Raw genomic sequence first — 22,013 nt, 5'->3', positions numbered from 1 at the left:
GACCGACGAGTCCACCTCCGATAGCTGGGCCGCCTAAATAAAAGCCGCCGCCACCGAAGAGAAGGAGTAATACGAGTAGTACAATGATTATGTTCATCCAAGTAGTGTACCTTTGGTGAGGGGCGCTTACTATGGGGTCTTCACCTACCGAGGAAAATCAGGCAAATTGCGCGGTGATTTCAGAAAGCTTCAGGCGGTCTCGATCCGGACGAGCGGAAGAAAATTGAAAACACGGCAAGCGGTCTCGATCTGGACGAGCGGAAGAAAATTGTGATCAAGTCCGAGGTTACGGGAGGTATCATTCCTTATTAATGACTACGGGGATCGCTTCGCACATGGTGCGCCAGCCGGGGAAATTCCATTTATTTGGGAAGTCGCGGCATTGTTGGGGTTTGACCGGGTTAATTGAGCAATTTGCGCCATCAAGGAGGATACATTCCCCGTTGGGCTTTTCGGTGAGGGTGAGTCCGCGGCGGTCTTCACGGAGTGTGGTAAAGTTTTCGACGAATTCCTCGATATCGAGATTCATGAACCGAGCAATTTGCACGACATCATCATCCGTGATGGGGACTTCACCGGGCCATTTACAGCAATTTGTGCAGCGCTGACATTGATAATAAACCTCGCTCATGAGGCTGATATCAACCCATAGATAAATCCAAAATACCACTCTCTTTTTTCCCAGACGACGAGTTTTTTATGTCTCGTTTTTGGTTTGATACCACCGACTGGAAGGCGGTAACATCTATCCCGAGAAACTCTGGGGGCGGGGGCTCCGAGCTTCTAGCCGGCTTTGAAGCCGGAGCACAATACTAATCCACCGTTTTTAAGGACGGTGGCTGTTGAATTCTTTAAAGACAGGAGGCGACCTATCGTCTGGGCTTTATGAAAACATGGATTATTTATGCGGTTTTATCGATGATTTTTGCGGGGGTCACCTCGGTCATTGCAAAAATGGGGTTAACCGGCATTACTGGTGAGCTCGGCCTGACAGTGCGAACCCTCTTTGTTTTTGTTTTTATCATGAGCTTCGCCTACTTTACGGTTCCTCCCTCCCAGATTTCGGGATTATCGCGTGGAAATTATCTGTGGCTCGGTCTTTCTGCGGTGACGACCTCGCTATCGTGGATTTTTTATTATAAAGCACTCAAACAGGGGGAAGTCTCGACCATCGCCTTGATCGACAAGGGCAGTATGATCGTGGCGGTGATCTTGGCCTATTTCATTCTCAAGGAGCAAATCACCGCACGCACCTGGGCCGGGGGCGCGCTGATGGTCGCCGGACTTTTAATCATCGCGAAGAAGTAATCTGGTTATCCTAGGAGAAACGATATTATTTCCCGGGGATCATGAATTCAATCGGGACCTCGACCTCGCAGGCCATGGCGAACGCACCGGCTCTTGCCGGATGAAAACGCCAGCTACGAACCGCTTTTTCAGCGGCTTTATCGAGGGAATCATTGCCGGACCCCTTTGTGATCCACAAGCTCTCGACGCGGCCTTCTGCGTTGACCCCCACACGCAGGAGGACAAGGCCTTCGACTTTATTACGTAAGGCATCAGCCGGATATTTCGGGGGGGGATTCCGCATATAATCGGGTTTTGCCGCGACATCAGCGCCGCTCGAGGAGCGCATCGTGGTTTTATCTTTTCCCGGGACGGGTGAACTGCCATCACCGGTGAAACCTGATTTTGTCGCGGCGGCTTTAGGTTTTTCTACGGGCTTTTGTTTTTGTGGGCTTGGCTTTGGGATTTCCGGGGTCGGAACCGTCATTTCCGGTGGGGAGTCCTCCGGGACCGGGATTTCTTCGGGGACAGGAGGCAGCTCCTCTTGAGCAATTTGCGCTTCCGCGGGAGGAGCGGCGACCAGGTCGACATCGACTCCGGCTTGGCCGATCTCTAGTCCGTATTCCGGTGGTGCCACGATCGCGATACCAAATACCAAAATGACCAGGGCATGCAGCACAAGGGAGATCAGTCCGCTTTTAGCATAATGCGGGTCATTCCATTTCGACGCAATTTGCGGAAATCTTTTCCGGGTAGGGCGGGGATGGAGAGTGGCTGGCATGGGTGGGAAAGGGCATACGGCTGAGGGCCCTGTAAAAAAAATATTTTATTCCGTGGGTTTGGTTTGTATGGCGACCTTGGTGATGCCCGTTTTCCGGATTTCATCTAGGACCGTGACGGCATTACCAAAAGGGGCTTCGCGGTCACCATTGATATAGACCCGGAAATCGGGGTATGTTGATTTGAGTATTTTGAGTTTTGCGATCAAAGCCTCTTGGGCGAGGGGCTCTTTGTCGAGGTAGAGTTCCCCATTTTGGGCGATCGTGACGGTGGCACTGTCCTTGCGGTCGTCCTGCGAGGACGTGGTCGCCACCGGCAGGTTGACCGGGATCCCCTTATTCTGGATCATCGACAGGGACACCATCATGAAAGTCGCCAACAGGAAAAACATGATATCGATGAAAGGAATAATCTCGATACGCGGTTTTTTATGATGGAGGGGGGAAGGGATTTTCATGCGGAATGGGGGATTCCCGATTCAGGATTTTTTAATATCACTAATTCCAGATGATTCGAGGCATCCTCGAGTTCGCGTCTGATTCGTTCGACTCGGAAGGTAAAATAGTTATATGGGACGACGGCGATAATGGCGACACCCAGGCCGAAAGCCACGGCAATCAGGGACTCGGCGATACCCCCGGTGATGACGTGTTGTTGCGCGGCCAAATCCCCGGTGATCACACCGAAAGAACGCATCATACCGACGACCGTACCGAGGAGACCCAAGAGAGGCCCCAGGGTGATCGCAGTATCCATGACTACCAGTCCACGGGAATAACGATCCAGCTCGCGGCTGGCCTGTTGCACGAGGGCATTTGCCAGGGAGGAGTAACGATGCTCCAGACCGTAAGTCAGCGTGCGCGCGACGAGATCAGGGGAGCCATGGCCGACCTCGACTGCACTGTCGAGATTACCTTCCTCCACCGCATGGAAAATGGCATCCACGGTTTTCGGTTGGCGGCGTGACATCTCGGCCACCACAAAAAGAATGCGTTCGATCACCACGGCAAATGTGATCAGGGAAAGGATCAGAATCGGCCACATGATCGGCCCGCCTTTGAGGAATAATTGAAGAATCATAGTTGGATATCTTTTTTTAAGTTAGTAATGAAGACTGTTACAATTTTCAGAAATAAGTCAAAACATAAAGTGAGACTAATACTCATTATCAATAAAATCTTTAAAAGGTTGATCGTTAAATGCTTGGAGATAAAGGCATTTCCTATACTCAGGAAATTGATTAAAAGTGCCGTTTAAGCACTTCTTTTAAAAAAACACCTGCCGGACACGAGTACTCCCAAGTGCCCGACAGGTGAACTAATGACTAACCTATCGACTACCAAAAACTTAAAATGACAGGCGGAATCCCGCATAAAAATTCCGGCCCGCGGCGGGTTCGATCCCGTCGGATCGCACACGGGAATAATAGTCATCGTTAAAGACATTATTGACCCCACCGAGCAGGGTCACAATATCCTTATAAACGGCGGCTTGGAGGGAAAAGTCATAGACAGCGTATCCCGGGACGATAGCGACACCATTGGCCGGGAGATTCGAGTCCTGCCAGTATTGTTGATCGACGATCTGGCCTGAAAATGACATGATCACCTTGCCTTTATAATTATAGGTGGGTCCAAATTTAACGAGGTAGGATGGGGCGAAATCCGGCGTTTTTCCCGTGAGGGGACCCGCGTAAAACTGTGCATCGAGCAAGGAAACGTTGGCATTCATCACGAGATTACCGTAACGCTCAACAAAACTTTTTTGCCCTTTCTCGACCGGACTAACGGAATCAACCAGCGCAAAGAGATCGAGTTCCGCCGCTGCATCCCAGCCCCGGTAATAAGCACTCCCGCTATTGCGGAATTGTGAGATGCCGGGGGAAACTGTGACGTTGCCAAATTGATCAATGTAATCGGTCAGGAAAAAACTCGTGTCGTAGGCAAAGTAGGGGAGGGGTGAACCGCGCACGCCGAGTTCATAACTATAAGTATGCCCGGCTTGGATGTCGGTGGCCGCGAGGGAGTTCCCCGTCGGGGCGAGATTATCAAAGCCCGGGGGCTTGTACCCCTCGGAGAAATTAAAGTAAGCATTATTAGCATCATCCAGATCGTACTGGATGCCGAAGCCGAAGAGGGGAACCGTTTCCGTTTCATTCATATTAATGAGTGGGGCCGTCGTTTTATCGGCATTAAAAGTCTCGTTGACTTGGTTATTAATGGTGTCGATGCGCACGGCGGGAATCAGTGAGAGGTGACCAAAGGTAAATTTATTTTCAGCAAAGACCGCCCCATAAGTGGTGTAACGATCCATGATATAACGGGTATTCCCTTGGTATCCGCCGACCGCACCCCTTTTTTGTGAACGGGGACTGTCATTATAATATGCAGTGAATCCTGCCGTGAGGGTATGCTCATTCCCCCAAGCTTCCCAGTTATGGGCGACGCGGGCATCAAAACCAAAGGAATAGAATTCTTGCAGGTCGATGGCGCTATTGCCCAGCGAGATGCGCGCTCCATTAAAGCGTTCACGTGAACTATAACGGGAGGTGTACCCGCCCCAGGTTTTAGCCGTTAAAAGTGTGTCCTCGGAAAAGCGGTGTTCCAAGTGCAATGAACCGATGTAGCGGTTCCAATTCAACCCATCACCCGGGGTGAGTGTTTGGTAACGATTCTGTGCAAATTGCGCAGCGCTCAGGCGCCCGGCTTCCTCAGATTGGCTTTCAAAGGCGTCGAGTCCGAAAGTCAGTTTTGTGTCGGTAGTGGGATGCCAGACGAGTTTCATATTTCCACCATTCATCCCGAAGCCGCCATTGGAGCGGTCCCCGTCGGATTGGTTATGAGTGAAAGCGGCAATGTAGGAGAAGTCGCCCTCGGTGCCGGAGACTTTGGTGAATGAATCGTATTGGCCATAGCTGCCAAAGACCTGGTCGGTCGAGAAGGACCAGCCCCTGTCCATGACCGGGTCGATCGTCACATAGTTGATCACAGGGCCGGGTTGTGGCCCGTAGAGGAGGGCTGAACCGCCGCGGATGAATTCAATCTTTTTCACGTATTGGAGGGGGGTGTTGTAATAGGATGTCGAATAACCGAAAATATTATTCTGGATCGGGATGCCATCTTGGAGCATCAGGATGTCTTGGCTTTCATGGGGATCACCGATCCCGCGGTAGGTGATATTCACGATGCCGCGGTTCTGCACCTCGGAGATAAAAACCCCGGGGGTGAGAGAAAATGCCTGACGATAGTTGTTATCGGGAATCACCGGCATTTTTTCCAAATCGGTGACGGTTGTTTTTTTCCCGGCGTAAATAGCCGTGCGATCCACGTCAGGCATGAATCCGGTCGCAAAGGCACTATCGGTGGTACCATAAACCGACACCTTATCAAGTTTCGTCACTTTTAGTCCTTCATCAGTCACAGGCGTTTTCAAACGGGCAGAAGCGGGTGAATTGGTTGATTGGGCATTTATTACGAGCATACTGGCCAAGAGTATGGTGAAACAAATTGCGCGTATTTTCATCAGTTTTTTCATGGATGGGTCCGGTTTTTAGATTTTGTTTGGAGGTTGGAATTCGTAGATAAGACTGAATCTCATTATCTGTCAAACTGAAACTGAGACCCTGTCTCACAAATCAGGAGATGTGAAAAAATCATAAGTATCTATTTTGTAATGTATTATGACTTTACAGGAAGAATGATAAAAATATTTATTTATCAAAAAATAGGTGAGCAGGTCTCAAAGGAAAACGTAAAAACACATTTAAAGAATCCAAAATACTAAAAGACAAATGCGCCTAAAATAATCAGGAAAATCCCGTAAACCGCGCCCGCATAAGCTAAGGGGATGAGTAAATGACGTAAAAGGATTTGATTGATCCAATCGCGCAGGAGGTAGGGTTTCCCCACGAGGAACATCCCCAAAATAATCCAGATGTAAGCCATCGTCACGAGTATCAACCGAGTGGCCTCTTCGCGCAGGAAACAAGCCTTTAAGACCGGGCACGCCGCAAGCAGTAATAAACAGCCCAGCATGCGTACGGCGAGGAATTGAGGGGCAAATTTCCAAAGGAGAAAATAAACAACGGGGGCTACCACGAGCAGAGGTGTGCGCCAATTCTGGAAATTACCGATATTCAGATTCCACAAGACCCAGAGTGTCCACGCCACACAAATAGCCATGAGGACCAGCGCGCTCGCCTGGTCACGTGGGAATTTTTTTAGCCATTTCGAAAAAGCTTCTTTTTGAACCGCGGCAAAACCGTGGGAGACCAGATAGATCACGCCGAGCAAAATGCTCACGGCTTTTAAGGAAAGATTTGCATACAGGATATCGGCTAAAAACATAGGCACCATAATGAGTAACAGAACCGCCACCGTATTCAAGCGCGGATGCCATAGAATGTTTTTCCCCGTAGTATCCCCGGTGGGAGGCACCGGGATGAATATTCCTGAGTCCCACTCCTGTCGAGGGGATCAAAGACAAGAGAGCAAATTGCTTTTTTAAAAATCTGTGCAAAACTTTGTGTAGTTGCGCGAAAAAAAATAGGATAGACTTATGAAAACATCAATCAAACGGACCCGGATCATGGGCAATGTCGAAGGGGTTTCTTTCCTCCTACTTTTGGGAGTGGCCATGCCTTTGAAATACATTTGGCACATGCCCCTGGCGGTGAAGCTCGTAGGCTGGATCCACGGGGTACTCTTTATTACTTTTTGTTTTTGCCTACTCCACACTTTTATCACGGCGAAATGGAGTCTCTGGCAAGCGGCAAAAGTTTTTATCGCCTCCCTGCTTCCCTTTGGCCCTTTTCTTCTCGACCATTCATTAAAGGACGAAGAAGAAAAACCGTAATTTCCCGCGGTATCAGGTTCATTACATTCCCGGAGCCAAGACCCCCTGGTTTACCTCGCGGACTTTTTCCGGACCGAAAAGGGCTTCGACGAGTTTGAAGGAAAATTCCATAGAGCTGCCAGCTGCGAGGCTGGTGATGACCTTGGCTTTTTGGACGACACGCGCCGAGGAATCTCGGATCGGGGCAATGCCTGCTGGACTGAGATCATTCACGAGTCCTACAGCCCCGGGATGACAAGTGTATGTGGACCCATTCAAAACCCCCGCTTTAGCCAGGACACTCGGAGCCGCACAAATGGCTGCGATCCATTTTTCCGCCCGGGCAAATTGCGCCACGAGAGCTACGACTTTTTCACTGGCGAGTAAATGATTTGTCCCCGGTTGCCCCCCTGGCAAGACAAGCATGTCGTATCCCTCGTGTGAAACAATTTGCTCCAGAGGGACATCCGCCAGATGGCGGGTTTTACGGGAAGCCTCGATCGGGCCTTCCACGAGCCCGGCCACGATTACCTCCGCGCCTGCTCGCCGGAGGATATCGATCGGTGTGATCGCCTCAATCTCCTCGAACCCAGGAGCCAGTATGATCAAAACTTTAGACATCCTTTTAAATTAAATGGGCCGACCCGAAATTGAAAGGGCTTCTTTTCGAAAAAATGATCCTCACTTCGACCGAGAGTTACATCTGAAGTGGTCAGGAGATAAGACGTAAGTTTAAAAAAAAAGCGAGGTAACCAAAATCACTAGAACCCGTATTTCATGCCCATGGTCATGATGTGTGAACCAAAAGGATGAAGGGTGAGGCCGCCGCCGACATCCATGTCGGAAACAGTGGTCAGGTATTTATATTCAGTAAAGAATGAAATCTGGCTGCTGACGGCATATTCCACACCGACGATCCCTTCGACAACGGGTTGAAAATAAGTATTTGAAGGAATGCCCGCGTCCCCCTTGAAGTTAAAAAGGCCCATCCCTGCTCCAGCGCCGAAATACGGGATGAATGTGTCGAAGCGGTAACGACCGAGAGCTTTTGTCATGAAGAAATTTGAATTTTCGATGGTCAATGTCCCGGTTTGACCCGTGGCGACATTCTGATAGGCCCAGCTAGAGTCATTTGGACGGTAAAGATACTCAAAAGCCGTGCTGTAACCGAACTCATTCCGCATCATTTTGGAGTCATACCCGATGCTCACCCCCGCGCCCACTTTCGGGTTAAAGACCATGTTTTCTTTTGGAACAATGGAAGGAGTGGTGGATTGGGTCGTGACTTCACCACCACTGCCAGCGGCATAAATTTCGACTTGGGGGGCGATAAAAAAGCGGCCGGGACGAACGGTGGACGCACCGGAATTATAATAAGCATTATCAACAGCCTTTACATCCCCATAAAAAATACAGGTAATGGCTATCAATAAAGCTGCGATTTTATGTCCGTATACACTTTTCATTCAATGATTTAATAATTACGTAAAAGAACGTGGAAAGAATGTAAAGCTTATTTAAAAAAAATTAATTTGGATAAATTATTAGATTTTCTAGTTTGCGTAATACATAATCATGGTTATAACCTTCAGAACCCCCTATGGCGCAAATTGATGCTTATTTTCAGGCGATGATGGAATATAAAGCTTCCGATCTCCACCTTGCTACCGGAAGCCCCCCCATCGTTCGTATTAATGGTGAAATTGAAAGAATGGACGCACCTCCGCTTGTCAATGATGAATTAAAAGCGATGCTTTACGAGATCACTCCCGAGCAGAAGATTAAACAATTTGAAGAAACCGGGGACGTGGACTTTGGTTATGAAATCCCCGGGGCCGCCCGTTTCCGGGCAAACTTCTTTAACCAGAAATACGGGGTGACCGCCGTTTTCCGGCTCATTCCTTCCAAAGTCCTGACGGCCGAGCAATTAGGCCTGCCCCCGGTTTGTAAGAAATTCTCCCAGCTCAAAAAAGGGATGGTCTTGGTCACCGGCCCTACAGGTTCGGGTAAATCCACGACACTGGCGGCCATTATCGATCATGCAAATATCACGCGCCAAGACCACGTGATCACCGTCGAGGATCCGATCGAGTTCGTCCATAAAAGCCAACAGTGTTTGATCAACCACCGTGAGGTCGGCCTCCACACCCGCTCGTTTTCAGCAGCCTTACGCGGGGCCTTACGTGAAGACCCGGACATTATCTTGGTCGGGGAAATGCGCGACTTGGAGACGATCGAGCTGGCCTTGACTGCGGCGGCCACGGGCCACTTAGTCTTTGGCACCCTGCATACTTCCAGCGCGTCCAAGACCATTGACCGTGTCATTGACGTTTTTCCGGCGAACCAGCAAAACCAGGTGCGTGCCACCCTTTCCGAAGCATTAAAAGGGGTTATCGCACAAAATCTTTTCCGCCGCATCGACAAGCCCGGCCGTGTCGCCGCCTTGGAAATCCTCGTCGTCGATGAAGCCATCGCGAACCTGATCCGCGAAGGCAAGACCCACCAAATCCCCGGGATGATCCAGATCGGTAAGAATAAAGGGAACCAGCCCTTGGATGACTCCATTTTGAAATGGCTCTCCGAAGGTGTGATCGACCCCATTGAAGCTTACACTAAATGTATTGATAAGAAAAAATTCCGTGGCTTCCTCAAAGAAGCGCCGGAAGATTAAAAAAAAACCTACCAAACAGAGTCCCATGCGTAAACCGGAATTTGATATTATTCTCAATCTCATCCTCGATCTCTTTCCCGAGGTGTCGGATATTAATTTTACCGTGGATAAACCAATGCAGGCCGAAGTCAATGGTGTCCTGACAGGCGTCCCTGTGACCCCGCCCATCGAGCGTATGACGTCTTTCCAGACAGAGTCCATGGCGATGATCATCGTCAATGGCAGTCGCCGCCTTACCGAGGACCTGATCCGTAACGGTTCCTGTGACGCTTCTTACTCACTCGGAGACCGGGCCCGTTTCCGTGTAAATATATTTTCGCAGCGTAAAAATTATTCGATCGTCATGCGTAAACTCCAGACAGTTATCCCCTCGATTGAAAGGCTAAATCTGCCCGAGATTTTTTACGAAATCATCAAGGAAAAAACGGGACTCGTACTGGTGACGGGAGCGACGGGTTCAGGTAAGACGACGACACTGGCTTCCATGTTAGATGCGATTAATAATAGTAAATCCATCCATATCGTCACCCTCGAAGACCCGGTTGAATTCGTCCACCCCCAGAAAGTATCGACATTTAACCAGCGTGAGCTCGGTGACGATTTTTCAAGCTTTGCCACTGGTTTGCGTGCGGCCTTGCGGCAAGCGCCGAAAGTGATCCTGGTGGGGGAAATGCGTGATCGCGAGACAGTTGAAATCGCGCTTTCCGCTGCTGAAACAGGCCACTTGGTCATGAGCACACTCCACACAGTCGACGCAGGACAGACGATTAACCGTATTGTGGGTATGTTCGACCTTGAGGAGCAAAAACAGGTCAGGATGCGGCTTTCAGATACCTTGCGGTATATTGTCTCCCAGCGTCTGGTGCCAAAGATTCCTTCCGGCCGTCAGCTTATCCTCGAAGTCATGGGGGCCAATCTCCGGACAAGGGAAAGTATTGTCCAAGGTGAATCCGAAGGGAAAACTTTCTACGAAATCATCGAGGCTTCCTCGCCTTTCGGCTGGAGGAATTTCGACATGTCCCTCTTACAAGCATACGAAGCGGGTGTCATCAGCGAGGAAACCACCCATACCTACTCGACACGTAAAGCGATCGTCTCTCGCGGCATCGATAATTCGAAAAAATCCCGTGGCGAAAATACGACAAAAGTCTCGGGGTTACGCCTAGAAAAAGAAGTGCAGTAATCCCCGGAGGACTTTTTTTCACCGTTTCCTCAGCCGTTCTTTTGTGCCGGGTCAGAGTATTTTATCTTGGATACCTTCTTTGAGGAGGGTGTAGGACTGGCGCAGTTTCTGCTCGATTTTATCCCAATCGGGAGGAGTCCCTGTGATATGGGTTTGGTCACGGATGGCAGCGGCTTGGCTGCGGAGCAAGGCTGCCTCCGCAATCTGGTTATTCTTTTTCCCGTAGAGTTCAAAATACAAGGCCTCGATCAAGTGGCCGACATTTTCAGGGGAGTTTTCTCCGGCGACCCTTCTGGCTTTCCACCAAGCGAGTTCGGCTTTTGCGACGGACTCAGGGGCGAAATCGGATTTTGTAGCAATACGGATTTTATCATAGGCCCGGCTCAGGTCGGGCAGGACACTTTGTTCATAAGAGCCCTGTGTAGTGGAGAAAATGTAAGCTGCCTTTGCTAAGTCGGTGGCGATATTCAGGGCCTCATCAGGGGGAATCCGGAATTGGGTTTGGATGGCCAGGAGTAATTCATTATAGAGGGCGGGATAATCCTTCTTATAATAAGCCTTCCACATCCGCACCTCGATCAAGGCGATTTGCTCGGGATTAATGTCTTGGGGTAAGGCGGCAATCACCCGCCCGCCGGGCAGCAGCAGGTACAGGCAAATCAAAATGGGGATGAGGGATTTTGGGGTGAGTCGGAATCTCATGGTCACCCTTCGATCATGGTTTTCATGATACGATAATTTATCAATGTCCTCCAGCGGCGCGGGAGGAGGCTCAAGAAGGACACGAGGAGTTTATTCCTTAGTCCGGCGATGACGACAGGTTTGCGTCCGAGATTGAGTAATGACTCTCCCACTACGGCCGTGGTGGTCATGTGAAAAAAGGTCGCCCGTACTTTGGCGCCGCTGCGGCGGAAGATATGCGTTTTCGTAGGACCGGGGCAAAGGGCCTGGACATCCACACCATGCGGGCGTAGCTCGGCCCAGAGGGCTTCCGCCAGGAGGAGGTCATAAGATTTTGTCGCGGAATATTGTGTCCAGAAAGGGGCCGCGACATAAGAAGCCACTGAGGAGGTGAAAATAATCCCGCCCCGTTTGGCTTGGGCAAATTCCACGGCAAAATGTTGTGACAAGGCCAAGGGTGTCAGGCAATTAGTATTCAATAGGCCGATTTCTTTTTCAGGGGTGCTTTTGAGTACCCCGCCATGAATGATGTACCCGGCATTATTCACCAAGAGCCGGATCTCCAGATCCTCCGTCTCGATCAGGATCCGTCTCCACGCATCGGCAATGTCCAGGTCGGCGAGGATAATCCGTGTATAAATATTGTATTGTTCGCGCAAATGGTTCGAGAGGGTGTCGAGCTTGGCCATATCCCGCCCGTGCAGGGCGAGGTGGATACCTTCTTTGGCGAGTTGCCGGGCGAATTCTTCCCCGATCCCAGAAGACGCGCCGGTAATCAGGGCCCAAGGGCCGTATTTTTCTTTAAAAGTTTTCATGGATGATTTTCTGTGGCACGATCCCGGTCCGGGATGGGTATATGCAGGATGAAAAAATGGACACGGTAGATTATTGAACAAACTCCAGCTCGATGCGTTGCGGGAGGATGCCCAAGTCGTATCCTTCTTTGAGTAAAAGACTGATGGCATCGCGTCCGCGCTGGCCATAATCGAGGGTTAACTCATTAACATACATGCCGACAAAGCGGTCGGCCAGTGCTGTATCCAGCCCGCGTCCGTATTGCATGGAGTGCGTGACTGCCGGGGCCCGGTGGTCGAGGCTGTATTGGATAGATTCCTTAAGGATGAGATTGAGCTGGCGGCGTTCTTCCGGGGTGAATCGTTTATGGATCACATTCCCACCCAGTGGCAGGGGTAAACCACCGGTTTTGTCAAACCACCACACACCCAGATCGACAATCAGGTCGAAGCCTTCCGCGGCGTAAGTCAGCTGCCCCTCGTGGATGAGCAGGCCGACATCAGCCTTGCCGTCTTTGAGTGCGTTAAAGATCTCATCGAAAGGCACAATCACGATTTCCGGTGCTCCCGCCCCATTGTTACCGGGGAGCAATTTGCTCCCCCAGAAGATTTGGAGGGAGAGGAAAGCACTAGTCATGAGTCCGGGTACTGCGATTGTTTTTCCCTTGAGAGAGTCGCGGATTGATGTCGTGTCCCCGGGAGCAAATTGTTTTGTACCGGTCCCGGTTTTTTCCACGAGCATCGGGCCGTACTGGTCACCCATACTCGCGCCGCAGGGCAAAAGGGCGTATTTATCCTGCATAAAAGAATACGCGTGGATCGACACCGCGCTGATGTCGAGATCCCCACGCATGGCCCGTTCATTGAGAGTCTGGATGTCCTGGAGGATGTGGTCAAATTCCCAACCATGGGTCTCGATCCTGTGTTCCTTGAGGGCATAGAACATAAATGCATCATCGGGATCGGGGCTGTGCCCCAGTGTGACAAGACGAGGTTTAATCATACACTCTCTACTAGAGCATAATTCCGCCCCCTTTTCCCATTTATTTTTTCAAGATCTCACCGGAAAGCGGATTTTTTACTGGGATTGATCATTTGGGGCTAGGAGATACCCCCTGGATCGAGCCGTGAAAGTGACGGGCTGGGAGAAAAACTGTCTCCCCGGTGATTGGACGCGGGGAGACAGGGGAAATCTGTTACTTCTTGCTTTTGCCAGCGGCTTGTTTAGTCGCCACGGCTTGCGCCTTTTTTTGGTTGGAAGTGCTGCTTTTAGCTTGTTTTTGTGTAGATTTCTTTTGATTTGATTTCGGAGACTTATCGCCCATATATTTTACTTTTGTGTGAGGTTGACCACTGTGCGGAATATTCATATTCCCACGCTTAGGGGGAAATTATACCCCCATTTTCGAGGATTGTAAATGATAGAAGATGGATGAATCCAAGGATTTAAATTCGTCCAGGAGTTTACTTCGATCTAATGTCGGGCTGCGGAATATTTAACGCCTACAACTTACCATGTGCGTGGATGGTCTCGTAGAGGGTGATGATATTTTCCACGGGACTGACGGGTTGTAGGTTATGGCAGGGGGCACAAATCCAGCGTTTGCCTGCAAAAATGCCGACGGCCTTGAGCACTTCATTGCGTACTTCCTGTACGTCCCCGTAGGCGAGAGTTTGTTGGTTATCGATGCCGCCGTGGAAAATGAGTTTATCCCCAAAGTCAGCGGCCAGACGGTCAAGCTCCATGCCCGTGCAACGCCCTTCCAAAGGATTAAGTATTTCTATTCCAGTAATATTGATCAGGTCAGGAATGACTGAATGGATCGCCCCGTCGGAATGATAGAAAATATGAACCCCATAACTCCGGGCGCAATCAGCCATTTCCTTTTGATAGGGGAGAATAAACTCTTGGATTTTACGTCGACTCATCAAAAGGGAGGTTTGTGAGCCTAGGTCCTCGGCCATATACATGACATCGATGCGGCCTTCACCGACTTCCCACATCCGGCGGTTCACCTCTAGGTGATATTCAAAAATCCTGTCGAGGGCTTCAAACGCAAAATCAGGATTATCGGCCAGATCCATCATGGCCTTTTCCGTCCCGCGCATCCAGCAATACAAAAGAAAAGGTTCATAGTGTCCCCCACAAATAATCCTATCCTCGGGCATCAGGTCGATTTGTTCGGCGGTCTTGTCCCAATCAACATCGTCCGGATTTGGCCAATGGTAGTCGTCGAGTTCTTCAGCATCTTCCATGTGTGCGAGGGGGGTATTTTCCGCCTCTTGGGAGGAGCCGCCAGCGTATTCCACATTCCGGAAACGTAATCCCCAGATATTGGCTTTCGCATCTTCGGGATGGTGATGCACTGTGTGGAGAGGTAATGCACTCCGCCAAGAGTCGATATACAGTTTCTCGGATAATTCGTAGCGGTTATTGGTCCCCGTATGCTTATATAATTTCTGATAAACCTCTGGTGTAGCCCAGATATCGGTCGGGATCCGGTCGGGTTTCTGGTGATTGAATAAGGCAAGCCATCTTTCACGGGGTGTCATATTCTGGGAGCATAAACTGTTTTTACCGGAGTTGTCCGTTTAAAGTTTTACAAAAGGATACGGCGGAGGGGATGATTCAGAGCAAATTACTCTTATTTTTCGGATTCACCCTTGTGCCCCCACTGCGAAATAGTCGAACAAGCCTCTATGACAGACTCAGCCCTGATCTCATTCATCCGGCGGGCTTTGATCATGCGGAATTCATCCTCCAACTCCCCATTTTGGGGGGCGTGGTAACCGGGGACCGTCACAATCCGGTGCGGCGATTTCCACGGATGCCAGTGCCGTTCGATCGACGGCCCAAAAAGCGCAACTGTCGGACATTGGCAAGCGGCCGCTAAATGGCGGGCAGCAGTGTCGATGCCGACAAAAAGCCGGGCCCGGTAGAGCAGCTCGGCCAGCTCCGCCCAGTTCGTCCGGCCCAGTGTCGGCAAACATGCGGGTCCCAAAGCCTCGGCCACGGCCTTAGCTTCCACGGTTTCTTCATGCGCCGGGCCTGTGCTGATTAAAAGATTTTTATAACGGGTCAGGAGGTATTGGCCCACCTTTATCCAGCCCTCGCGGGTCCAGCGGTTAAAACCCTGCCGCGAAGTAATATGCATGAGAGCAAAATCTTCCCATGCGGCTGTTTCCGGCCAGACGCGGGTCGCTTCCCGATTAAATACCAGCGGGGGAATCTCCTCCGGTAATGGCAGGAAAGTCGATACGGTACGGTAATCTTTTTCCACACGGTGGCCCCGTTTATATTCGAAATCCGCGATACTTTTAAAAGCTTGCCGGAAATAACCTTTCATCGGGCGATCCAGCGGGACCGAATACCGGGCCTTTGCCCGGCACAAAAGAGCTAACCACCTTGAACGATCCCCGTCCCCGAGTTCAAACACCGCATCAAAACGGACCTTCCGCAAATTGCTCACGAGCTGGAGGCTGCGCCACCATTGCCCCGTGGTATGGTCCCGGGCCTCTACCGGAGCAGCCGTTAAAAGATGGTCGATGGCCGGGCACCCCGCGAGGATCCCCTCACATCCGCGGCGCACGACGACCCAGATTTTCGCTTCGGGATAAGCTTGCTTCACCGCTTGGAGGGTCGGTGTCAGGATCAAGGAATCACCGATTTGTTTGGGTTTTAAAAAAAGAAAATTCATTCCGGAAAAAATATCTTATATGTTTAACCCCAGCAAATTGCTCACAAGCACAGGTGAAATCAACTCTTCTTTGTGATTCAATGAATCGAACACGCCTCTCTGGGGCGGGCACACACAGATGTCGATGGAAAAAAGAGTCCGGGATAAAAATGGGTTCGGAACCGGGATAGATTTCTTTTTGGGGGCGTGACAAGCGGGGGAGGGATGTTTTGAATCCGAAGTATGATGGAGGAGTGTGAAGGAACAAAGAAGGCGGTGGTGATCGGCGCCGGGCTCGGGGGATTAGCTACGGCGATCCGGCTCCAGGCAAAAGGTTATGACACCGAGGTGCTCGAGCTCAATGACCGGCCCGGCGGGCGCGCGTGTGTGTATGAGCAGGATGGATTCCGTTTCGACGCGGGCCCGACGATCCTGACGGCTCCTTTCTTGATTGATGAGCTCTTTGCCCTAGGCGACCGGCGCACGCATGATTATGTGGATATTGTCCCGTGTGACCCCTTTTACCGGGTGGTCTTTACGGATGGTTCAGAAATCAATTACCGGGGCGGGAAAGAAAACCTGCTCAAGGAAATCCGCCGTTTGAGTCCGTCGGATGAAGCGGGCTTTGAACGGTTTGCCCGGTTCTCGGAAAGAGTTTTTAAAAGGGGATTTATCGACCTAGCCGATCAACCGTTCAAATCCATCTGGGACATGGCCAAGGTAGCCCCTGACATGATGAAGCTCCAGGCTTACCGCAGTGTCTATGATGTGGCGGCCTCGTATGTGAAAGACCCCCGACTGAGATTCATCTTCAGTTTTCACCCGCTTTTTATCGGGGGTTCACCTTTCCAGACCTCAGCCCTCTACGCGATGGTGCACCATCTTGAACTCAAGTGGGGAGTCCACTATTGTATGGGAGGGACGGGCAAACTCGTCGAGGCCCTCGTCAAACACTTTGAAAAGCTCGGGGGCAAATTGCGGTTATCCTGCGGGGTGACGCAAATTGCGCTAGAGGGGAATAAAGCCACCGGGGTCCACCTCGATACCGGTGAGAAAATCGACGCGGATGTCGTCGTGTCGAATGCCGATGTCGCGACGACCTACGGCAAATTGCTCCCAGCCGGGGCTTCACGCCGTTGGAACGCGGACAAATTGCGCCGGACTGAGTATTCCATGGGGCTATTCATCATCTACTTTGGCCTGGATAAAAAGTACGATTCCCTCGAGCAACACACGATTGTATTGAGTGAACGTTACCGCGAACTCATCAATGACATTTTTAAGAGGAAAATCTTGGCGGAGGATTTCAGTCTCTACCTCTTTAACCCCTCAAAGATCGATCCGTCCGTGGCACCGGAAGGGTGTAGTGCGTGTTATGTCCTCTCACCCGTACCAAATCTCCAAGCGGATATCGACTGGGAAAAAATCAAGGAATCCTACGCGGACAAGATCCTCGCCTCCTTGGAGAAACTCTGCCCCGATTTGCGCAAGCACATCGTTTCTAAAAAAATCATCACCCCCGTGGATTTTCAATCCCGTTTCCAAGCCTGGGACGGTAACGCCTTTTCCATCGCCCCGACTCTCTTCCAGAGTGCGTGGTTCCGCCCGCACAATCAAAGCGAGGATATCGAAAATCTTTACATCGCGGGGGCCGGCACGCATCCCGGTGCGGGAGTCCCCGGAGTACTCTGTAGCGCGAAGATTATTGAAAAGCTCGTCCCCGGAGTGGGTTAATCCACGGTCTTTTCCTGTTGTGTCACGGGACCCATAAAATCAATCCATCTGATTATACGGGTTCTTCTCCCCGTTTAGGATGGGCGGTGATAGACAGGAGTTTGTCTCGTCGGCCCCATCCGATTCAAGAGCGATTTGCTCTTAAAGGCGGGGGGGGGAGTGCACCATGCCAGGTGCGATGTTTTCTAACCAGCGGACCCCCCCGATTTTTTGGATTTAGGAGAGACCGCCCGCACTGACCTCGTCGAGTACCCAGAGCAATGCACCATCAGTGGGTTTGATGCCTTGGGCGGGGTAGTGATACGAGGCGGCGTCCGGGCCCAGGATTTGATTGATCTTCTCAGTTTTATCCTGACCCACAGCGAGGAAGGCGATGCATTTGGCACTATTGATCGAGGGATAGGTCAGGGTAATCCGCCAAGAGTTGAATTTCTCCACCCAATTTGCCGCGCACCAGTGATGTGTCTCGGAGAGAGCTTTGGAATCTGGAAAAAGCGAGGCCGTGTGACCGTCGGGCCCGAGTCCGAGGAAATTAAGGTCAAAGGCCGGGCCACCACAGGAGTTCAGCAAATTGTGTTCACCAAAAAAGGCGCGCAATTTGCGCCCGTAAACCGCTGCACATTCTTCGGGTTCGACGCCTTCGCTGATGATCCGGTGGACATTGTCCGCAGGGATCGAAAGCAGGTGGAGCATTTGCTCTTTGACCATACGATAGTTACTCTCCGGATGATCCGCCGGGACAAACCTCTCATCACCCCAGAAAAGATGCACTTTCTCCCACGCAATTTGTTTCGAATAAGATTCGTCCGTCGCCAGCAAGTGATAGAGGGCTTTCGGGGTAGATCCCCCCGACAGGGCGACAGTGAATAACCCGTTTTTGGCAATCGCCTTTTGAGCGCAATCCTTAAAGAGGTCGGCGGCATAACGGGCCGCCGCAGCCGGGTCAGTGACAATGATTATTTTTTTCTGTGGGGTATCAAGATAAAGACGCATAAAAAGGCTCCGAAATATCAGGGGGCTTTGGCTTTTCTGCCAAGCTCCGATTAAGGTTTTGACGAATACGGTTCCTACTCCAGCACACCCCGCCGCATTTTCCAAGAGCATTCATTTCTCATGAAAGCAGAAGTATTCTCGCTTGTTCATGATGATAGTCACGGGAAAGAAGGGAAGATGGTATGGGATTTGCTTAGTAGAGAGGAGTGGCTGGGGTTAAGGTGAAAAAACCAGAAATCGCCTAAGCAACTTTTAATCAAATATTTACAATGACAGCACTACCCTATATGAGCAAGCCGGCAGATATCAAATTACTCCCGTGTGCCCTCCATGAGATACTGAATGAACTCCCCCCTACTTTAGGGGTCGAGGAGGTTTATTCCCATCTGGAGAATATGCCTCCTCATTATTGGGAGGCATTAACGAAGGCCGATTTGATTTTCCATCTTTCGACGATCAATGAGTTTTTCCTGCGGTTAGCCGCTGGCCGGGATCATGGAGTCACCCCCGTGGTACGGAAGCGGTATTTCCCGAAAAAGGGTTATACCGAAGTGGCTGTCTGCACCTGGGACCGCAAAGGTTTAGTGTCAAAGATCGCCGGTTCCTTGACCTGCGCGGAGCTGAATATTAAGAAAGCCTGTGTTTACACACGTTATGACCATGTGGTACTGGATATTTTCCGGGTGGACGACTCCACGGGTGAACATGCCATGGACAATATGCAGTTACGGAAAGTGGAGGCTTACCTCGGCCAATCCCTCGAAGCGGTTGCCCCACTCGACCTAGAGATGCTGCTGGAGAATACAGTCATCAAATATAACCGCCAAAAATGGATTTCCGCCGTGAAAAAACAAGCTCCCGCCATCACCATCGAGTGGGACCACCATCATACGGGTGAATATGCCGGCCTCAAAATAGAGGCTCCCGACACACAAGGACTTCTTTTTACGGTTATGGACGAGCTCTCTATCCAGCAGCTTAATATCCATTTTTCCGAAATCGAAACACTCCGGAAAAAGGCCATTGACCATTTTTTCCTGACGGATCGTTATGGGCGCAAACTCATTGATACCGACCAGCGGACATCCATCGAGGGGAGTATTCGGAGCAGGGTGACTCGTTTATATTCTTAAAATAATTGAATATTTAAGGAGAACAGGCGGTATGGCTCACCCCTCCCCGATGATTTGAAGATTTATTTCATCCGGATTGAGGCTTGACCAGAATCCCTGAGAACCTATTTTCACCCGATGCGTATGTCTGGTTATTTTTTAAAGCTTTCGACAGGTTTGGCCCTTGCGGCTTTTTGTTTTTGTTCAGTGGGTACCTTTGCTGCTGAGACGTATTTGCGTCCTTCTATCGAGGGGGTCCAGGCCCGGGCCTTCCTTTTGGTCGATGGTGCTACAGGTAAAATCATCGCCCAGAGGAATCCCCACCAGCAACACCCCCCCGCCAGTGTGACCAAGCTCATGACGGCCCTGCTCGTTTATCAAACCAAGGGAATCAATGGACGGGTAAAAATCATCGCATCTGACACCAAAGTCGAGCCCAGCCATGTCCCTTTGATCGTAGGGGAAACCGTTTCAGTCGTTGATTTAATGCATGCCATGGCCATCGGGTCGGATAACGACGCGGCTAAGGCTTTGGCCCGTTATACAGGCGGGTCGGATGCGGATTTTATCGCGATGATGAATGACCGGGCCCGGGCGTTGGGCTGTCGAAATACCGTTTTTCGTAATCCTAACGGGCTTCCGAAGGAGGGTATGTACACGACCGCCTCGGACTTGATGATTATTTTCCGTAAAGCTACGTCGATTCCCGACCTAGCACTACTCTTCCGGACAAAGGTATATGTTTTGAAAACAGCGCAAGGCCGTCAAACGATTAAAAATCATAATAAACTCCTGGGCAAATACCCAGGGATGAGTTCGGCCAAAACGGGGTGGACCTATAGCTCCCGGCACACTTATGCCGCCGTGGTAAAAAGAAACGGGAGGGAGGTTTATTTGACCCTCCTGAATAGCCCGAATAAATGGCGTGATGCCGTGGCTTTATTTGATTACGGCTTCGACCATCTTCCTCCCGTGACAGGCCGGGTCAGCCAAGCCCCTGCTGCCGAGGTGGTCCCGACAGAGGTCCAGCAGGTGCCCACTCCCTCTGGCCAACCTTCGATTGAAGTCATCTCCCAGCCCCATTGACTGCACACACGCCACGTTTCACACTGCCGTCGGGTTATCACCGGATCAAGGTGGTGGACAGTTTTGATGAACTTGTCGGGACCCCTTTCGGGGATGGTGTAAATGCCTTGTGTTGGCGGCGTACCCTACCCGGAGATTTTAGTGAGGTCGTAGAGGCTCTGGCTGTGGACGCAGGAATCATGACTGTCGATGAATCCCGGCTCAAGGCCCTTTCTTTAAGTAGCCAAGGGCGGGCCGCCAGAGATATTCTCCTAGGGGACCAGCAGCTCCTCCGAGATTGTGGTCTTTCCCCCATCCTTGATTGCATTCATGATTATCCCTGCGATACAGATGCAGGGCCCGTGCCGACGGATGTTTATTCTTTCCACGTGGACAGTGCCACGGTCGATACCGACACTTATCTTTGCAGTTATCATGCGGCCTCTTCCGAAGGCCTGCGCAATGACGAAGCGCAAAGGTGCACCGATATTCCCGGGATCCGTGCCGCCCTCCTCAGTCTCTTTGGCGGGGAAGATAACGACGGATTCCGTGAGTACCTGAGAGAAAATTGTTACGACCTGCATTATGCCGCCCTCCCGCAGGCGCAGCCTTTTTCCTTCGGGCTCGGCGACCTCTGGCGTATTGCCGTCGATTATCCGGGCAGCCCTGTCCCCCCCTGCATCCACCGGGCCCCCGCGACACTCCCCGGCCAAAAGGCCCGGTTGCTTCTCATTAGCTAGAGCCGTAACGATACCTTTGATTCGGAAAATAGCAAAGCGGCTGGGACCACGCTGCTGCATCGGGGGAGCAATTTGCACCGAGGCCCTCGTCCTCTAAAATAAGGGACAGGCTAATAGTTTTGTAAAGGAGCGGGGAACGTGTTAGATGTAGAGTTGTAAGTATCTTTCTAATAGTAAGATATATATCTCTTCATCATAAGAATACACCCCTTCGGGACACGGGGAAACTCCACTTTCATCTCCGTTTTCGCGCAAATTGCTCCCCAGAAGGGGGGAAGCAGTGCTGTGGTGAACCCCTTTTTCTGTAGGGCGAGCGGCCCTGCTTGCCGAATGCCGGATGTAACCAGAGAAACTCTGGCCCGAAGGCAACCGAGCCGGTCGCCCTACACACGGAAAATCATGGGCCTTTGCGTGAAACTTATTTTTTCCAGAACGTTACGGGGAAGCATCCTCGGTCCCCGCG

23 protein-coding genes are annotated in these 22,013 nt (G+C 51.0%); 8 read left to right on the top strand and 15 right to left on the bottom strand.

Annotated elements, in window-relative coordinates:
- Positions 1 to 298: 298 nt before the first annotated feature.
- The gene (locus SGI98_05105; GenBank protein ID MDZ4742783.1) at positions 299 to 631 is read right to left on the bottom strand and encodes a YkgJ family cysteine cluster protein; all 333 of its coding nucleotides are present in this window, start codon (positions 629 to 631) and stop codon (positions 299 to 301) included.
- Positions 632 to 885: 254 nt separating this feature from the next.
- Between SGI98_05105 and SGI98_05100 the strand changes: the two genes are divergently transcribed.
- A complete protein-coding gene (locus SGI98_05100; GenBank protein ID MDZ4742782.1) occupies positions 886 to 1,308 on the top strand; it encodes an EamA family transporter in 423 nt (140 codons plus the stop codon).
- 25 nt (positions 1,309 to 1,333) lie between these two features.
- On the opposite strand, the gene SGI98_05095 is transcribed toward SGI98_05100, so the two are convergent.
- The 5 genes from SGI98_05095 to SGI98_05075 all read right to left on the bottom strand — a co-directional run bounded on the left by SGI98_05095 (position 1,334) and on the right by SGI98_05075 (position 6,413).
- Positions 1,334 to 2,068: an energy transducer TonB gene (locus SGI98_05095; protein ID MDZ4742781.1), complete on the bottom strand. Its 735-nt coding sequence runs from the start codon at positions 2,066 to 2,068 to the stop codon at positions 1,334 to 1,336.
- Between the two features lie 45 nt (positions 2,069 to 2,113).
- Positions 2,114 to 2,524 (bottom strand): biopolymer transporter ExbD, encoded by a 411-nt coding sequence (locus SGI98_05090; GenBank protein ID MDZ4742780.1) that lies wholly within the window; start codon positions 2,522 to 2,524, stop codon positions 2,114 to 2,116.
- Entirely contained in the window at positions 2,521 to 3,147 is a 627-nt protein-coding gene (locus tag SGI98_05085) for a MotA/TolQ/ExbB proton channel family protein (protein MDZ4742779.1), read from the bottom strand. The genes SGI98_05090 and SGI98_05085 overlap by 4 nt, the downstream gene beginning before the upstream one ends.
- 267 nt (positions 3,148 to 3,414) lie before the next feature.
- The gene (locus tag SGI98_05080; GenBank protein MDZ4742778.1) at positions 3,415 to 5,601 is read right to left on the bottom strand and encodes a TonB-dependent receptor; all 2,187 of its coding nucleotides are present in this window, start codon (positions 5,599 to 5,601) and stop codon (positions 3,415 to 3,417) included.
- Positions 5,602 to 5,846: 245 nt separating this feature from the next.
- Positions 5,847 to 6,413: a hypothetical protein gene (locus tag SGI98_05075; protein ID MDZ4742777.1), complete on the bottom strand. Its 567-nt coding sequence runs from the start codon at positions 6,411 to 6,413 to the stop codon at positions 5,847 to 5,849.
- A gap of 211 nt (positions 6,414 to 6,624) precedes the next feature.
- Here SGI98_05075 and SGI98_05070 point away from each other — a divergent pair, with 211 nt between their 5' ends.
- Positions 6,625 to 6,921: a DUF3817 domain-containing protein gene (locus SGI98_05070; GenBank protein MDZ4742776.1), complete on the top strand. Its 297-nt coding sequence runs from the start codon at positions 6,625 to 6,627 to the stop codon at positions 6,919 to 6,921.
- Positions 6,922 to 6,942: 21 nt separating this feature from the next.
- Here SGI98_05070 and SGI98_05065 read toward each other — a convergent pair whose 3' ends face one another.
- On the bottom strand, positions 6,943 to 7,509 hold the full coding sequence (locus tag SGI98_05065; GenBank protein MDZ4742775.1) for a DJ-1 family glyoxalase III: 567 nt from the start codon (positions 7,507 to 7,509) through the stop codon (positions 6,943 to 6,945).
- A gap of 152 nt (positions 7,510 to 7,661) precedes the next feature.
- Positions 7,662 to 8,366, bottom strand: a complete 705-nt coding sequence (locus SGI98_05060; protein MDZ4742774.1) for a hypothetical protein — start codon at positions 8,364 to 8,366, stop codon at positions 7,662 to 7,664.
- 134 nt (positions 8,367 to 8,500) lie between these two features.
- Between SGI98_05060 and SGI98_05055 the strand changes: the two genes are divergently transcribed.
- Both SGI98_05055 and SGI98_05050 read left to right on the top strand, forming a co-directional pair.
- Positions 8,501 to 9,571 carry a type IV pilus twitching motility protein PilT gene (locus SGI98_05055; GenBank protein MDZ4742773.1) on the top strand — a complete coding sequence of 357 codons (1,071 nt, stop codon included), beginning with the start codon at positions 8,501 to 8,503 and terminating at the stop codon, positions 9,569 to 9,571.
- Positions 9,540 to 10,754 (top strand): PilT/PilU family type 4a pilus ATPase, encoded by a 1,215-nt coding sequence (locus tag SGI98_05050; protein MDZ4742772.1) that lies wholly within the window; start codon positions 9,540 to 9,542, stop codon positions 10,752 to 10,754. Before SGI98_05055 ends, SGI98_05050 begins: the two co-directional genes overlap by 32 nt.
- Before the next feature lie 51 nt (positions 10,755 to 10,805).
- Here SGI98_05050 and SGI98_05045 read toward each other — a convergent pair whose 3' ends face one another.
- From SGI98_05045 to SGI98_05020, 6 genes are all read right to left on the bottom strand, one after another.
- Positions 10,806 to 11,456, bottom strand: a complete 651-nt coding sequence (locus SGI98_05045) for a hypothetical protein (protein MDZ4742771.1) — start codon at positions 11,454 to 11,456, stop codon at positions 10,806 to 10,808.
- A gap of 2 nt (positions 11,457 to 11,458) precedes the next feature.
- Positions 11,459 to 12,250, bottom strand: a complete 792-nt coding sequence (locus SGI98_05040; protein MDZ4742770.1) for an SDR family NAD(P)-dependent oxidoreductase — start codon at positions 12,248 to 12,250, stop codon at positions 11,459 to 11,461.
- Positions 12,251 to 12,320: 70 nt separating this feature from the next.
- Complete coding sequence (locus tag SGI98_05035; protein MDZ4742769.1) at positions 12,321 to 13,232, bottom strand: MqnA/MqnD/SBP family protein; 912 nt, start codon at positions 13,230 to 13,232, stop codon at positions 12,321 to 12,323.
- Positions 13,233 to 13,425: 193 nt separating this feature from the next.
- Positions 13,426 to 13,599: a hypothetical protein gene (locus SGI98_05030; GenBank protein ID MDZ4742768.1), complete on the bottom strand. Its 174-nt coding sequence runs from the start codon at positions 13,597 to 13,599 to the stop codon at positions 13,426 to 13,428.
- A gap of 133 nt (positions 13,600 to 13,732) precedes the next feature.
- Positions 13,733 to 14,782, bottom strand: coding sequence for a uroporphyrinogen decarboxylase family protein (locus SGI98_05025; GenBank protein MDZ4742767.1), 1,050 nt, complete (start codon positions 14,780 to 14,782; stop codon positions 13,733 to 13,735).
- Positions 14,783 to 14,874: 92 nt separating this feature from the next.
- Positions 14,875 to 15,927 carry a glycosyltransferase family 9 protein gene (locus tag SGI98_05020; GenBank protein MDZ4742766.1) on the bottom strand — a complete coding sequence of 351 codons (1,053 nt, stop codon included), beginning with the start codon at positions 15,925 to 15,927 and terminating at the stop codon, positions 14,875 to 14,877.
- A gap of 222 nt (positions 15,928 to 16,149) precedes the next feature.
- On the opposite strand from SGI98_05020, the gene SGI98_05015 reads away from it, so the two are divergent.
- Positions 16,150 to 17,640 carry a phytoene desaturase gene (locus SGI98_05015; GenBank protein MDZ4742765.1) on the top strand — a complete coding sequence of 497 codons (1,491 nt, stop codon included), beginning with the start codon at positions 16,150 to 16,152 and terminating at the stop codon, positions 17,638 to 17,640.
- Between the two features lie 216 nt (positions 17,641 to 17,856).
- Here SGI98_05015 and pgl read toward each other — a convergent pair whose 3' ends face one another.
- Positions 17,857 to 18,744: a 6-phosphogluconolactonase gene (gene pgl, locus SGI98_05010; GenBank protein ID MDZ4742764.1), complete on the bottom strand. Its 888-nt coding sequence runs from the start codon at positions 18,742 to 18,744 to the stop codon at positions 17,857 to 17,859.
- A 176-nt stretch (positions 18,745 to 18,920) separates the two neighbouring features.
- Here pgl and SGI98_05005 point away from each other — a divergent pair, with 176 nt between their 5' ends.
- The 3 genes from SGI98_05005 to SGI98_04995 all read left to right on the top strand — a co-directional run bounded on the left by SGI98_05005 (position 18,921) and on the right by SGI98_04995 (position 21,550).
- The gene (locus tag SGI98_05005) at positions 18,921 to 19,766 is read left to right on the top strand and encodes a hypothetical protein (protein ID MDZ4742763.1); all 846 of its coding nucleotides are present in this window, start codon (positions 18,921 to 18,923) and stop codon (positions 19,764 to 19,766) included.
- Positions 19,767 to 19,883: 117 nt separating this feature from the next.
- Positions 19,884 to 20,831, top strand: a complete 948-nt coding sequence (locus SGI98_05000; protein MDZ4742762.1) for a D-alanyl-D-alanine carboxypeptidase family protein — start codon at positions 19,884 to 19,886, stop codon at positions 20,829 to 20,831.
- The gene (locus SGI98_04995) at positions 20,828 to 21,550 is read left to right on the top strand and encodes a hypothetical protein (protein MDZ4742761.1); all 723 of its coding nucleotides are present in this window, start codon (positions 20,828 to 20,830) and stop codon (positions 21,548 to 21,550) included. Before SGI98_05000 ends, SGI98_04995 begins: the two co-directional genes overlap by 4 nt.
- The last annotated feature ends 463 nt before the right edge of the window (positions 21,551 to 22,013 follow it).

This window comes from Verrucomicrobiota bacterium (assembly GCA_034440155.1).
Lineage (GTDB): Bacteria > Verrucomicrobiota > Verrucomicrobiia > JAWXBN01 > JAWXBN01 > JAWXBN01.
Note: the sequence above shows the minus strand (reverse complement) of the source record. Positions and strands in the feature narration are given on the sequence as shown.